12 protein-coding genes are annotated in these 13,491 nt (G+C 68.4%); 9 read left to right on the top strand and 3 right to left on the bottom strand.

Annotated elements, in window-relative coordinates; all coding sequences use genetic code 11:
* Positions 1-163: 163 nt before the first annotated feature.
* Positions 164-637: a DUF5793 family protein gene (locus tag NGM07_RS19330; protein WP_253514656.1), complete on the top strand. Its 474-nt coding sequence runs from the start codon at positions 164-166 to the stop codon at positions 635-637.
* Positions 638-1,104: 467 nt separating this feature from the next.
* Here the strand turns inward: NGM07_RS19330 and NGM07_RS19335 are convergent, their stop codons facing one another.
* A complete protein-coding gene (locus NGM07_RS19335) occupies positions 1,105-1,830 on the bottom strand; it encodes a DUF7504 family protein (protein WP_253514658.1) in 726 nt (241 codons plus the stop codon).
* Positions 1,831-2,111: 281 nt separating this feature from the next.
* On the opposite strand from NGM07_RS19335, the gene NGM07_RS19340 reads away from it, so the two are divergent.
* The 7 genes from NGM07_RS19340 to cdd all read left to right on the top strand — a co-directional run bounded on the left by NGM07_RS19340 (position 2,112) and on the right by cdd (position 11,342).
* Positions 2,112-3,473, top strand: a complete 1,362-nt coding sequence (locus tag NGM07_RS19340) for a phosphohexomutase domain-containing protein (protein WP_253514660.1) — start codon at positions 2,112-2,114, stop codon at positions 3,471-3,473.
* A gap of 149 nt (positions 3,474-3,622) precedes the next feature.
* Positions 3,623-4,753: a BMP family lipoprotein gene (locus NGM07_RS19345; RefSeq protein WP_253514662.1), complete on the top strand. Its 1,131-nt coding sequence runs from the start codon at positions 3,623-3,625 to the stop codon at positions 4,751-4,753.
* Between the two features lie 237 nt (positions 4,754-4,990).
* Positions 4,991-6,037, top strand: a complete 1,047-nt coding sequence (locus NGM07_RS19350) for a BMP family lipoprotein (protein ID WP_382193842.1) — start codon at positions 4,991-4,993, stop codon at positions 6,035-6,037.
* Between the two features lie 212 nt (positions 6,038-6,249).
* Positions 6,250-7,806 (top strand): ABC transporter ATP-binding protein, encoded by a 1,557-nt coding sequence (locus NGM07_RS19355; RefSeq protein WP_253514665.1) that lies wholly within the window; start codon positions 6,250-6,252, stop codon positions 7,804-7,806.
* Positions 7,803-9,179: an ABC transporter permease gene (locus tag NGM07_RS19360; RefSeq protein WP_253514667.1), complete on the top strand. Its 1,377-nt coding sequence runs from the start codon at positions 7,803-7,805 to the stop codon at positions 9,177-9,179. The genes NGM07_RS19355 and NGM07_RS19360 overlap by 4 nt, the downstream gene beginning before the upstream one ends.
* Positions 9,176-10,243, top strand: a complete 1,068-nt coding sequence (locus NGM07_RS19365; RefSeq protein WP_253514668.1) for an ABC transporter permease — start codon at positions 9,176-9,178, stop codon at positions 10,241-10,243. Before NGM07_RS19360 ends, NGM07_RS19365 begins: the two co-directional genes overlap by 4 nt.
* Before the next feature lie 688 nt (positions 10,244-10,931).
* Positions 10,932-11,342: a cytidine deaminase gene (gene cdd, locus NGM07_RS19370; protein ID WP_253514682.1), complete on the top strand. Its 411-nt coding sequence runs from the start codon at positions 10,932-10,934 to the stop codon at positions 11,340-11,342.
* Positions 11,343-11,367: 25 nt separating this feature from the next.
* Here cdd and NGM07_RS19375 read toward each other — a convergent pair whose 3' ends face one another.
* Positions 11,368-11,535 carry a 5-formyltetrahydrofolate cyclo-ligase family protein gene (locus NGM07_RS19375; protein ID WP_253514690.1) on the bottom strand — a complete coding sequence of 56 codons (168 nt, stop codon included), beginning with the start codon at positions 11,533-11,535 and terminating at the stop codon, positions 11,368-11,370.
* Positions 11,535-12,437 (bottom strand): DMT family transporter, encoded by a 903-nt coding sequence (locus NGM07_RS19380; RefSeq protein WP_253514698.1) that lies wholly within the window; start codon positions 12,435-12,437, stop codon positions 11,535-11,537. Before NGM07_RS19380 ends, NGM07_RS19375 begins: the two co-directional genes overlap by 1 nt.
* Positions 12,438-12,542: 105 nt before the next feature.
* On the opposite strand from NGM07_RS19380, the gene NGM07_RS19385 reads away from it, so the two are divergent.
* On the top strand, positions 12,543-13,364 hold the full coding sequence (locus NGM07_RS19385; RefSeq protein ID WP_253514700.1) for a nucleoside phosphorylase: 822 nt from the start codon (positions 12,543-12,545) through the stop codon (positions 13,362-13,364).
* The last annotated feature ends 127 nt before the right edge of the window (positions 13,365-13,491 follow it).

Below are 13,491 nucleotides of genomic sequence, written 5' to 3' on the forward strand. Positions count from 1 at the left end.
GACCGCCGTGCGCTTCGACCCTGGCGCACCGCGCACGTCGCCCCGACCACTTCACACTTCGACCCGACCGTTACGCACTCCAAGCGACGGGTCAGAAATGGCGTCCGACGAGTGCCGGTGGCGTTACGTTCATGACGCGCCGGACCGTACTGTCGAACACGGAATGAGGCGCGACTACTTCACGCTCGATGTCCGGAACGTCGATTGGGTCGAGAGCGGCGGGGACCCGAGCAAACCTGCGGTTAGTATCGACTTTCAGGGCCCCGCTTCGACACTCCGAGAGCGCCTCACGGGAACGAGCGACGACCTGCTCGACGCCGAGGAGACCGACGTCGCCTTCCGCTTGCAGGGGTCCATCGACGACGCCGACGCGACCGGCGTCGTCAGCGTCACCAACCGCATCACGGGCGACTTCGTGCTCGAACTCAACGAGGACGCCGACGACGTGCTGAAGTTCATCCGGGCCGCCCGCGAGTACGGCAAGCAGACCGGCGACAGCGACGGGCGCTATCACGTCGAGATCTCCCTCGACGGCGACGACCTCGTCGAGTACGACAAGAGCACGTTCCTGGTCTACAACGAGGAGGGGAACCTGCTCCGCCAGCACAGTCTCATCCCCAGCGGCGTCGAACTGTAGTCGCCACGCCACCGCTCCGCGCTTCTCGGTCGCGGCGCGCCAAGTGCCGCCCGCAACTCCGCGCGCCCTCTATCTCCTCGATTCTCGACCGGCCGGCGACACGACCGCCGAAACGGTCGCGTCGCCGGGCGTCAGTTCGGCCCCGGTTCACCGGTAGCTATCCGACTTCCGGCCTGCGAGCGTCTGGCCGACCTCGGCCGAGGTCGGCCAGACGCCGAAAACAGTCAACTCGATTTCAGTACGTGCCGAACACCAGCAGGACGACCGTGAGGATGGCCGCCAGGAGGAGGATGAGGCCCAGGATGTACTCGAGCAGTCCTTCCGGCGTGGTGAGGCTTGGAAGCTTCATATCCGTGATGACTGGGTTCGACGGCTTAGTTCCTACGGGTTCGACGGAGCGTTCAGGGACGGTGACACGAACGCCCGCCGCTCCCGGCGGGCGCTCGTCGCGTCGTTCTCGGGCGCGCCTACAGCGGAATCCAGGGCATCGTGAGCCCCTCGTCGGGCACGTGCCACCGCTCCTCGCCGCCGCCGTCGGTCGTCCGGAGTTCGACCACCGAGTCGAACTCCCCGGCGAGGCGGCCGACCAGGTCGCTCTCGTAGGGTTCGGGGAGGACGAAGTGGGCCATGCCGGCGCAGTCGCGGACGCGCTCGCCGACCCGGCCGACGAACCGGCGCAACTCCGCCTCGCCGTGGCGCTCGACCAGCGGCGAAAGCGAGTCGACGCCGACCCGCAGTTGCGCAGGGAGGAGTCCGTCGGCCCGACGGTCGAACGTTTCGACGACGTCCTCGAGTTCGGCCCGGAGCGCCCCAAGGTCGGTCGATTCGACGCGCCGTTCCGGGACGGTCGCGGCCAGTTCGCCCGCCGGTCCGCGTCGGACGTCGGGACCGGCGTCCCGCGAGGCGGCGGAACGGACGCCATCGCCGTAGACGAGGACGGTCGCCGTCTCCGCCGGCGAGTCGGCCTCGCGCGGGAGTCGTCGCCGGACGCTCTCGGCCGCAGCGTCGGTCACCGCGAGCGCCCGGTAGCGCCCGGTGCCGGCGTCGCCGAGCATCTGGGCGCTGGCCCGCGCGAACAGCCGTTCGGGACCCTCGCCGACGACCAGGAGGCTGCAACCCTCGGCCTTGAGCCGACTGAGGCGGCCGACGAACGCCGCCATCTCCTCGTCGGCTCGGGAGCCCTCGGTAGCCATCTGTACGCCAACGTTCATCCCTTTGGTTTATAAATCTATTCGCTCCGAATAAACGTCGGCCGTTCCGGCTTCGAGCGAACGGCCGGGCGCTCTCCCGGTGCTTCTCGGCGGTTCCGCGCTATGTCGCCGACGACTACACTCGGGCGACTCGCCGCCGACCGTCGGCGATTCGTCGTCCGTGAACGGGCGACGCGTCGACGACGCGTTTACGACCGGCGGCGACCCGGCGCGGCCGGCCGAAATCGCGGGAAGCTAAGTGTCCGGGACCGGAATCTCGGCACATGAGCCTCTTCGGAACCGCGGGCATCCGCGGGAGCGTAGTCGAGAAGGTGACGCCCGAACTCGCGCTGGCGGTCGGGCGGGCGGCGGGTCGGGCGGGCGGCGAGTTCGTCGTCGGCCGCGACGGCCGGGAGACGGGCCGGGCGCTGGCGGCGGCGATGGAGGCTGGACTGGAGAGCGCGGGCGCCGACGTCCGCCGGGTCGGGCAGGTGCCCACGCCGGCGCTGGCGTTCGCCTCACGGGGCCGCCGCGGCGCGATGCTGACCGCGAGTCACAACCCGCCGACCGACAACGGCGTCAAACTGTTCGCCGACGGCGTCGAGTACGACCGGGACGCCGAGCGCGCCGTCGAAGAGCGCGTCGCGGCCGACGCCCCGCCGGCGGCGTGGGACGCGTGGGGCGACGGCGAGCGGGCGGAGGTCCTGGACGCCTACCGGGACGCGGTCGTCGCCTACGCCCGGGAGCAGGGCGCGCCGCTGGACGGCCTGCGCGTCGCGGTCGACTGCGGCAACGGGATGGCCGCGCTCGCGACGCCCCAGGTCCTGCGCGCGCTGGGCGCACACGTGGTCACGCTGAACGCGAACGTCGACGGTCACTTCCCCGGCCGGGAGAGCAAGCCGACCCCCGAGACGCTGACGGACCTCCGGGAGTTCGTTCGCGAGGGCGACTTCGAACTCGGCATCGCCCACGACGGCGACGCCGACCGCATCGTAATCGTCGACAGCGACGGCGGCGTGGTCCACGAGGACACGGTAGTCGCCGTGTTGGCCGGCCACTACGCCCGCCAGAGCGAGGCGGCCGACCCCGTGGTGGTGACGACGCCCAACGCGTCGGCGCGCATCGACGAGCGAGTCGAGGCCGCCGGGGGTCGCGTCGAGCGCGTGCGACTCGGCGCGCTCCACGAGGGCATCGCGGCCGCGCGGGCGGCAGGCACCGACGACACCGAGGTCGTCTTCGCGGCCGAACCCTGGAAGCACGTCCACACTGCCTTCGGCGGGTGGATAGACGGGGTGGTCAGCGCCGCGGTGATCGCCCGCCTCGTCGCCGACGCCGGCGGCGTCGCGCCCCTTCGCGAACCCGTGACCGAGCGCCCCTACCGGAAGGAGAGCGTCTCCTGCCCGGACGACGCGAAGGCGTTCGCGATGGAGCGACTCGCCGCGACGATTCCCGAACGCTTCCCCGACGCGTCGGTCGAAACCGAGTACGGCGTCCGCGCGACGCTCCCGGACGGGTCGTGGGTGCTGGTCCGGCCCAGTGGCACCGAACCGTACGTCCGGGTGTACGCGGAGAGCGAGGAGGTCGATTCGCTGGTCGCGGAGGCGACCGAACTCGTCGAGTCGGCCGTCCGGGCGGCGGAATCGTAAGCCCGCGACGGGGTTTCGGCCGCGCCGGGACGGGGTTCCCGGCTCGCGTCCGGTATTTTTCACGGTTCTCCAACCGAAGCGACGCTTTTATGCCGAGTTGCCCGACTCGTTAGGGTAAGATGTCGAACATCGACAAACGAAGGCGTCAGATGATAAAAGTCGGCGGAGCGGGTGCGTTCGCGGCCGGACTGGCCGGTTGTCTCGGCGGCGGTAACGGCGACGGCGGTCAGGGCACCACGACCGACGGTGGCGACGGAACCACCGAAGGCGGCGACGCGGGAACCACCGAGGGTGGCAAGACGACCCAGTCGGGCGACTCCCTCGACGTCGGGATGGTGTACGCGACGGGCGGACTGGGCGACAACTCGTTCAACGACATGGCCCACAAGGGCATCAAGCAGGCGAAGTCCGAGTTCGGCCTCTCGTTCAGGAACACCGAACCGGGCAACCCGACCGAGGTCGGCACCCTCCAGCGGAAACTGGCCCAGTCCTCGAACCCCAACTACGACCTCATCTGCTGCATCGGCTTCGTCCAGGCTGACCCGCTCGCCCGCAACGCCCAGCGGTTCTCCGACCAGAAGTTCACCATCGTCGACGAGTCGGTCGACCAGCCGAACGTCGCCAGCTACCGGTTCAAGGAGCACCAGGGGTCGTTCCAGGTCGGCCACCTCGCCGGTCTGCTGACCGACATGGACTTCAGCGCCGGCAAGGGCAAGACCAACGGCGACCTCACCGTCGGCTTCGTCGGCGGGAAGGAGACGCCGCTCATCCAGAAGTTCGAGGCCGGGTACAAGGCCGGCGTCAAGCACGCCAACTCCGACATCAAGGTGCTCTCGGCGTACGCCGGCGCGTGGAACGACCCCGCGCAGGGCCAGTCCATTACCAACTCGATGATCAGCAACGGCGCCGACATCGTCTACCACGCGGCGGGCGGCACCGGCACGGGCGTCTTCAAGGCGGCCCAGAGCAAGGGCCGGTTCGCTATCGGCGTCGACGCCGACCAGTCGAAGACGCTGCCGAAGTACAGCAACGTCATCCTCGCGAGCATGGTCAAGCGCGTCGACGAGGCGGTCTACCGTTCGGCTCAGAACGTCCAGAACGGGAGCTTCAAGGGCGGCACCACCCAGACGCTCGGTCTGAAGGAGAAGGGCGTCGCGGCCGTCTACGGCCAGCAACTCGGCTCGAAGATTCCCGAGGACGTCAAGTCGAAACTCCAGAAGTCGCGCAAGAAGGTCGTCGCCGGCGACATCTCGGTCCCGAAGAAGCCGGGTAAGGTCTGACGCCGCGTTCGCCCTTCCGCTCCCCTCTTCGTCGACTTCCTTCTGCTTTCCTTCGTTTTCGTCACGACCGCTCCGTTTTCTCCTTTCCGTCACGCTCGGACTTTCTCGTCGTCGCTGTCACGTCTCTCTCGGCTTCGTCGGTTTCGCCCCGCCGACGCCGGGAACGAAGCGTCGCATTAATCACGAACGATGCTGACACTACTGGTGATGCGGGGGAGAAACACGCGACGACAGTTTTTGGGGGGTATCGCCGGGGCCGCCGCGGTCGGGTCGGCCGGGTTCCTGCAGAACGACACGACGTACGTCGGGATGGTGTACGCGACGGGCGGGTTGGGCGACAACTCGTTCAACGACATGGCTCACGCCGGGGTCCAGAAAGCGGCGAAGCAGTTCAACGTGGAGTTCCAGAACGCCGAACCCGGCAATCCGAGCGAAGTCGCCACGCTGCAGCGGCGGTTCGCCGCGTCGCAGAACCCGAACTACGACCTCGTCTGCTGCATCGGCTTCGTCCAGGCCGAGGGGTTACAGCGCAACGCCCAACGGTTCCGCGACCAGAAGTTCATGGTGGTCGACACCGTCGTCGAACAGCCGAACGTCGCCAGCTACGCGTTCAAGGAACACCAAGGGTCGTTCCAGGTCGGCCACCTCGCCGGCCTGCTGACGACGATGAATTTCAACGCGGGCGCGGGCAAGACCAACGACCAGACGACGGTCGGGTTCGTCGGCGGACAGGAGGTGCCGCTCATCAAGAAGTTCCAGGCGGGGTACATGGCCGGGGTGAAACACGCGAACCCGGACGTGAACGTCCTCTCGGCGTACGCCGGTTCGTTCAGCGACCCGGCGCAGGGCCAGTCCATCGCCAACTCGATGTACAACAACGGCGCCGACGTCATCTACCACGCGGCGGGCGGCACCGGCAACGGTGTGTTCAAGGCGGCCCAGCAGAACGGCCGCTACGCCATCGGCGTCGACGCAGACCAGAGCCGGAGCCTGCCGGAGTACAGCGACATCATCCTCGCGAGCATGGTCAAACACGTCGACCGGGCGGTCTTCCGGTCCATCCGCCGGGTCACGAACGGCAACTTCCAGGGCGGGACGGTCAACCGACTCGGACTCGGACAGAACGGCGTCGAGGCGGTGTACGGCTCCCAGTTGGGTTCGGCGATTCCCCAGCAGGTCAAGTCGGCGCTCCAGCAGTCCCAACGGAAGATCGTCAACGGCGAGATTACGGTGCCGACCAAACCGAGTCAGGTCGGCCAGGGAGCGACGACCACGACGAACTGACGACACTCGCCGGACGGAGGGCGGTCCGTCCGGCGATCGGAAGCGGTCGACGGGAGCGGTCGACTGGGGAGGTCGACGGAGCCGGGTGGCGGACGGGGCCGGCGCGCGAAAAAGCGCAACCGGCGATACGGCCGGCGAGAACGTGTGGGTCACCTGAACGTCCTTCGGGAAATCCGCGCGTTTAAGCCGGACGACCCTGAACACCGACAGTAATGAGCGTAGCCGTCCATCTGGAGGGAATCACAAAGCGGTTCCCCGGCGTCGTCGCCAACGACGAGGTGGACCTCGTGGTCGAGGAGGGGTCCGTCCACGCCCTGCTCGGCGAGAACGGGGCCGGTAAGACGACGCTGATGAACGTCCTCTACGGGCTCTATCAGCCCGAAGGGGGGACCGTGCACGTCCACGGGGAACCGCGGGCGTTCGACACGCCGCGCGACGCCATCGACGCGGGCGTCGGGATGATCCACCAGCACTTCATGCTGGTCGACACCCTGACGACCGCCGAGAACATCGTCCTCGGCCACGAACCCCGCAAGTGGGGCGGCCTCGCGATGGACCGCGAGCGCGCCCGCCGCGACGTGCGGGAACTCAGCGAGCGCTACGGCTTCGACGTCGACCCGACCGCGAAGATAGAGGACGTGAGCGTCGGCGTCCAGCAGCGCGTCGAGATTCTGAAGGCGCTGTACGGCGGTGCCGACGTGCTCATCCTCGACGAACCGACCGCGGTCCTCACGCCCCAGGAGGTCGAGGACCTCTTCGAGGTGTTCGACGAACTCGCCGCCGAGGACAAGACCATCATCTTCATCACGCACAAACTCGGCGAGGCGATGGAGGCGGCCGACGACATCACGGTCCTGCGCGACGGGAAGAACGTCGGCACCGTCGACGCCGACGCGACCACCCGAGAGGAACTGGCGGAGCTGATGGTGGGCCGCGAGGTGCTGCTGGAGGCCGACAAGGACCCCGCCGAACCCGGCGATGTCGGCCTGTCCGTCTCGGGATTGCGGGTCACCGACGACCGGGGCGTCGAACAGGTCGGCGGCGTCGACGTCACGGCCCGCGAGGGCGAGGTGTTCGGCATCGCGGGCGTCGACGGCAACGGCCAGTCCGAACTGATCGAGGCCGTCACCGGACTCACGACGCCCGACGAGGGGAGCGTCTCGATGGGCGGCCGGGACGTCACCGGCCTCTCGCGGCGCGAGCGCATCGACGCCGGAATGGCCTACGTCCCGGAGGACCGCCAGGAGCGCGGGCTGGTGATGGAGTTCGACCTCGTGGAGAACGGCCTGCTCGGCAGCCAGCACCGCCGCCCGTACGCTTCGAGCGGCCGCATCGACTGGCGCGAGAGCCGCGACCACGCCGAATCCATCATCGAGGAGTACGACGTGCGACCGCCGAACGCCGACGTCGAGGCCGAGTCGCTGTCCGGCGGTAACCAGCAGAAGTTCATCGTCGGCCGGGAGTTCGCGCGCGACCCCGAGGTCGTGGTGGCGTCCCACCCGACACGGGGCGTCGACGTGGGGAGCATCGAGTTCATCCACGAGCGCCTGCTCGACCTCCGGGCGGCGGGCAAGACGGTGCTGTTGGTTTCCTCGAAACTCGACGAGGTCCAGCAACTCTCGGACCGCCTCGCGGTGATGTACGAGGGCGAAATCATGGACGTGGTCGACCCCGACCGCGTGACCGAAGAGGAACTGGGGCTGTTGATGGCCGGCGAGCATCCCGAGAGCGCGCCCAGCCTCGCCGACCCCGTGGAGGGCGAGCCATGAGCGGCGACGGCGACCCCGACCGAGACGACGCGAGTTCCGACCGGACCGGGTCGGGTCCCGGCCGCGAAGACCCAGGTCCCGACCCGGAGGGAAGCCCCGACCGCGACGACGAGTCGTGGCAGGGCCGGGCCGACCGCGCGCTCGGCCGCCTGGTCGACGCCTCGGCGGGCGAACGACTGCTCATCAGCCTCGCGGCGCTGGTCGCGGCGGTCGTCGTCGGCGCGGTCGTCATCCTCGTCTCGGGGTGGGTCGCGACCTGCGACTCGCCGTTCTTCTCGGCGTCGGGCGTCGGGTCGTTCTGCTACGACCCGGTCGCGGTGTACCTCACGCTGTTCGACGGCGCGTTCGGGTCGTCGTTCAACCAGGCGATTACGCTGAAGGAAACCACCCTGCTCGTGTTCACCGGCCTCGCAGTCGCCGTGGCGTTCCGCGCGGGGATGTTCAACATCGGAACTCAGGGTCAACTCGTGCTGGGCGCGCTAGCGACCGCGCTCACCGTACTCTGGGCCGCGCCGGTCGTCCCTTCGGGGACGGTCGGCGCGCTCGTGCTGATTCCGCTCGGCCTGGTGGCCGGCGCGGTCGTCGGCGGCTTCTGGGGTGCGATTCCCGGCGCGCTGAAGGCGTACGCCGACGCCAACGAGGTCATCACGACCATCATGCTCAACTTCGTCGCCACGGGGGTCGCGTTCACGCTCGTCTCGGAGGTGTTCAAGGACCCCGGGAGCCAGACCGTCCAGACCCGCGCGATTCCGCTGTACGCCGAACTCGGTCCGGTCTTCTTCGACTCGACGGTGTTCTCGACGTACGCGCTGCTCGGCGGCCTCGCGCTCGCGGCGTTCATCTACTGGTTGCTCAACGGGACGACGTTCGGCTACGAACTCCGCACCAGCGGCGTCCAACCGGAGGCCGCAGAGTACGGCGGCGTCGACGCCGACCGGATGACCGTCTCCAGCATGACGCTGTCGGGGGCCATCGGCGGTATCGGCGGCGCGGTGTACGTCCTGATGGTCGCCTCGCGGTGGCGGACCGGCATCCCCTCGCTGGGCTTCGACGGTATCACCGTCTCCATCCTGGCAGGCAACAACCCGCTGGGCGTGCTCCCGGCCGCGCTACTGTTCGGCGCGCTCAAGAGCGGGAGCCTCGCCATCGAGTTCGAACTCGCGGTGCCGAAGCAGTTGGTCGGCGTCCTGCGCGGACTGGTCATCCTGTTCGTCGCCATGCCGGAGTTCTTCCGGATGATCGGCGCGCGGATGGGCGCCGGCGAGGACGACCGCGCGGTCGCCGCAACCGACGGCGGTGAGACGCCCGAGGACGGGACAGCGGCCGAAGCGGACGACACCGCCGGCGATTCCGCGGGAGGTGACGACCGATGAGCTACGCCGACTACTCCCGGAAGCGGCGCATCCTGACCGGCATCACGTTGCTCGTGGTGGCGGCGCTGGCCGCCGTCGAGGCGTTCTTCCCGGCGAGTCCGGTCGCCGAAATCGTCCGCATCGTCGACACCAGCTACGTCAGTTCGGTGCTGCGGCTCACCGTCCCCATCGCGTTCGCGGCGCTCGGGGGTATCTTCGCCGAGAAGAGCGGCGTCATCAACATCGGCCTCGAAGGACTGCTCATCATCTCGGCGTTCACCTCGGTCGCGGTGGCGGCGACCATCGGCGGGGGTGACCCGACCCAACTCCAGCTCTGGCTCGGCTTCGGCGTGGCCGTGCTGGCGAGCGTCCTGTTCGCGCTCCTGTTCGCGGTCGTCTGCATCGAGTTCAAGGCCGACCAGATCATCGCGGGGCTGGCGGTGTGGCTCATCGCGCTCGGCCTCGCGCCGTTCGCCAGTAAGGTCATCTGGGGCCAGGTCAACAGCCCGCCGGTCAGCACGCTGAACAACTGGACGATTCCGCTCCTCTCGGAGATTCCGGTCGTCGGTAGCGTCCTCTTCGACGCCAACCCGCCGGTGTACATGCTGCTGGCGTCGGTGGTCGCCTCGTGGTACGTGCTCAACCGCACCGCGTACGGTCGGTGGATCGAGTCCAGCGGCGAGAACCCGAAGGCCCTCGACACCGTGGGCGTCGACGTCCGGAAGGTCCGGTACTCGGGCGTCCTCATTTCGGGGCTGTTCTCGGGCATCGGCGGCGCTGGCCTGGCGCTCGGCCGGGTCGGCCAGTTCATCGGCGGCGGAACCACGATGATAAACGGCCGGGGTTGGATCGGCATCACCGCCTACCTGTTCGGCAACTACAACCCGCTGGGCGCGTTCGGCGCGTCGTTCCTCTTCGCGAGCCTCGACGCGCTCCAGATTCGCCTCCAGCAGATCGGCTACAACATCCCGAGCGAACTCATCGGCATCATCCCCTACGTGACCGTCATCGTGGTGCTCGCGCTGGTCGGTCGGACCCGGATTCCGTCGGCCGCGGGCGAACACTACGAGTCGGGCGAGGAGTGATTCTCGGGTCGTTTTTGGATCGGGGTTTTGGGTTCGGGGGTGAGTACGTTTCGTCTGTTCTTTGGAATATTGGTGTGGCGCTGTACCACGGTTTCAGCTTCTCGAACGCGACTCTTCTCGGGAAATTGACGAGAGTGAGGGTATTCGAACTGGTATAACGTAACGACCCTAGCGCAGACCGCCACTCGCACGACACAAATGAGACTGCACCGCAACCGCACCGCGACAGCCACATCCTCCCCAACCGACTCCTTCGCGCCCTTCGGGCACTCAGTCGTCCCTCGCACGAGAAGGGCGCGAGATGAACTCGCGCCCAGCGCGCGCCGGTCGGTAAGCCGAGATGCGTGACACCGATCTTTGGTCCCGGCGCGCGCTGGCGCGGCCCTGTGCCGCGCCCTCATGCGCGAGGTCTGCACGAGCAAAGCGAGTGCAGGCTCGTCGGAGCGAAGCTCCGACGGTGGATGAGCGAGTGAGCGTAGCGAACGAGCGAATCGGCTGGGGAGACTGTGGCCTGCGGTTACTCATTTGCATCGGGAGTAGCTAGCTCCGATTCGTTGGAATAGCCAGTTGTCACTGCACCGTCCCATCCCGTCACTCCCGACTGATCCTAAAATCACGTCCCACTTCTCGAGTCCACAGGCGCGGAATCCCGAAGTATTTCCCTCCTCCGTCCAACTCTCGCACACCAATGGACGCGAACGAACTCCTCGAAGCCGCACGCGAGGTCAGAGCGCGGGCCCACGTCCCCTACTCGGACTACCCCGTGGGTGCCGCCCTGAAAACCGCCGACGGTGCGGTCTACGTCGGCTGTAACATCGAGAACGCGAACTACAGCAACAGCCTTCACGCCGAGGAAGTCGCCATCGCCGAGGCCGTCAAGGAGGGCCACCGGGAGTTCGAGGCCATCGCGGTGAGTTCCGAGCGCCAGGACGGCGTGACCCCCTGCGGGATGTGCCGCCAGACGCTCGCGGAGTTCTGCGACGACGACTTGCCGGTGTACTGCGACGAGGGCGAGACGGCGGAGGGCGGCGACGACGTCTCCGAGTACACCCTCGGCGAACTCCTCCCGAACACCATCACCGAGGAGATGCTGGAGTAGTCGAAGTCGGTTCGTCCGCGCGAGGCTACTCCTCCGAGACGCCTGCGAAGCAGTTGAACTCGACCGTCACGGAGTCGACCGTCTCGCCGCGTCCGGTGACGGCGACGATTCGGTACCGGCCGTGGTACGGTCGCTCGGCGAGGTACTGCTCGTAGTAGAGTTTCCCCTTGCCGTCGCGGTCCTCGTTCGCCATCAGGCCGAGTGTCCCCCGACGACGTCGGCCAGCGCCCCGCGTTTCACCAGCGCGAATCCGACGAGGATGACCGCGAAGCCGACGATGGTCGCCGACGCGAGCGACTCCTCCAGCAGCGCCCACCCCGCGAGCGCCGCCACGATCGGTACGACGTAGGAGACGAGGTTGATCTCGACGGGGCCGTGGCGCTCCAGCAGGCCGAAGTAGACCGCGTAGGCCGCGGCCGTCGCGACCACCGCGAGGTAGACCAGCGGGACGACCGCGGCCGGGTCGAGTCTCGTGGGGAGCGACTCCCCGCGGGCGATGCTGAGTGCGTGCATGACGAGCGCGCCCACCAACATCGCCCACCCCGTCGTGGTCACGCTGTCGGCGTCGGGGTCGGTCCGTCGGAGGAGGACGCTTCCGAGCGCGACGCTGCTGGCGGAGGCGACGACCAGCAGTTTGCCGACGGCGCCGGACGTGAGGTTCGCGGGGTCGGGCCGGACGACGAGCGCGACGCCGGCCAGACCGACCAGCAGGCCGACGACGCCGACCGCGGAGAGACGCTCGTCGGGGAGCAGACCCCGGGCGAACCCGGTCGTGAGCACGGGGTTCAGGCTGTAGAGGACCGCCGCCACGCCCGCCGTGGTGTTCTGCTGGCCCAGGAAGAGCAAGGCGTTGTTGCCCGCGACGACGAACGCGCCGACGACCGCCACCGCGAACACGTCGTCGCGCGTGCGCGGGAACCACCGCTCGCGGGTCGCGACCGCGTACGCGACCAGCAGCAGCGCACCGAGGTCGAATCGGGCCGCCGCGAAGAAGACCGGCGGCAACGACTGAAGTCCCGCCTCGACGGCGACGAACGACCCACCCCACGCGAGCGCGAGGAACGCGAACAGCCCGGCGTCTCGAAAACGCGTCACGTCCGTCGGTGGACGCGGCGGACCGAAAACCCTCTCGATTCGACGCGCCGGTACGTTCGCCGGCGCGTCGAACCTTTTTAAGTGATGGCCGTACCACTCTCCTGCATGACCGGCGACAGCGAGGACCCCAACGACGAGGTCCAGTACCACATCGAGGTGGGCGAGGGCGACGTGGCCGACGCGGTGCTCCTCCCCGGCAACCCCGAGCGCATCGAGAAGATCACCCAGTTCTGGGACTCCGCCGAGGAGATGGGCGCCCACCGCGAGTACCGGACCGTCACCGGCGACTACGAGGGGACGCCGATCAGCGTCACCTCGACGGGCATCGGCAGTCCCTCGGCGGCCATCGCGGTCGAGGAACTCGCCCGGGTCGGCGCCGAGACGTTCATCCGCGTGGGGTCCTGCGGCGCCATCCAGCCCGGGATGGACGTCGGCGACCTCGTCATCACCACCGGCGGGGTCCGCCAGGAGGGAACCAGCGACGCCTACGTCCGCGAGGATTACCCCGCGGTGGCCGACTTCGAGGTGGTTTCGGCGCTCGTCGCGGCCGCCGAGCGACTCGGCTACGACTACCACACCGGCATCACGATGAGCGCCGACAGCTTCTACGCCGGGCAGGGTCGCCCCGGTTTCGAGGGCTTCGAAGCGCTCGGGAGCGACGAACTCGTCGAGGGACTCAAGGCCGCGAACGTCAAGAACATCGAGATGGAGGCCAGCGCCATCCTGACGCTGGCGAACATCTACGGCCTGCGGGCCGGCGCGGTCTGCTCGGTGTTCGCCAACCGCGAAACCGGCGAGTTCCTCACCGAGGGCGAGAACCGGGCCGCCGAGACGGCGAGCCTCGCGGTGAAACTGCTCGCGCAGATGGACGAGGTGAAAGCCGAAGCGGGCGTCGACCGCTGGCATCCGGGCCTGAGCTTGGAGTAACGACGCCGGCGGTTGCAGCGAGCGAACGAAGTGAGCGAGCGCACCAGCAGTCTCGAGATGCGCCCTAGCCGAGACGCGTCGCGTCTCGGCTGGGGCGCGTGTCCTTTTTTGGTCCAGATTTTTTCGA

Origin of the sequence: Halorussus vallis, from assembly GCF_024138165.1 — an archaeon.
GTDB lineage: Archaea > Halobacteriota > Halobacteria > Halobacteriales > Haladaptataceae > Halorussus > Halorussus vallis.

What these genes read in the sequence shown, in the direction of transcription:
- NGM07_RS19365 (WP_253514668.1), top strand. Translation starts at nt 9,176, where the DNA reads ATGAGCTACGCCGACTACTCCCGGAAGCGGCGCATCCTGACCGGCATC.
- NGM07_RS19375 (WP_253514690.1), bottom strand. Translation starts at nt 11,535, where the DNA reads ATGGCGAACGAGGACCGCGACGGCAAGGGGAAACTCTACTACGAGCAG.
- NGM07_RS19345 (WP_253514662.1), top strand. Translation starts at nt 3,623, where the DNA reads ATGATAAAAGTCGGCGGAGCGGGTGCGTTCGCGGCCGGACTGGCCGGT.
- NGM07_RS19330 (WP_253514656.1), top strand. Translation starts at nt 164, where the DNA reads ATGAGGCGCGACTACTTCACGCTCGATGTCCGGAACGTCGATTGGGTC.
- NGM07_RS19335 (WP_253514658.1), bottom strand. Translation starts at nt 1,830, where the DNA reads ATGGCTACCGAGGGCTCCCGAGCCGACGAGGAGATGGCGGCGTTCGTC.
- NGM07_RS19360 (WP_253514667.1), top strand. Translation starts at nt 7,803, where the DNA reads ATGAGCGGCGACGGCGACCCCGACCGAGACGACGCGAGTTCCGACCGG.
- NGM07_RS19340 (WP_253514660.1), top strand. Translation starts at nt 2,112, where the DNA reads ATGAGCCTCTTCGGAACCGCGGGCATCCGCGGGAGCGTAGTCGAGAAG.
- cdd (WP_253514682.1), top strand. Translation starts at nt 10,932, where the DNA reads ATGGACGCGAACGAACTCCTCGAAGCCGCACGCGAGGTCAGAGCGCGG.
- NGM07_RS19355 (WP_253514665.1), top strand. Translation starts at nt 6,250, where the DNA reads ATGAGCGTAGCCGTCCATCTGGAGGGAATCACAAAGCGGTTCCCCGGC.
- NGM07_RS19385 (WP_253514700.1), top strand. Translation starts at nt 12,543, where the DNA reads ATGACCGGCGACAGCGAGGACCCCAACGACGAGGTCCAGTACCACATC.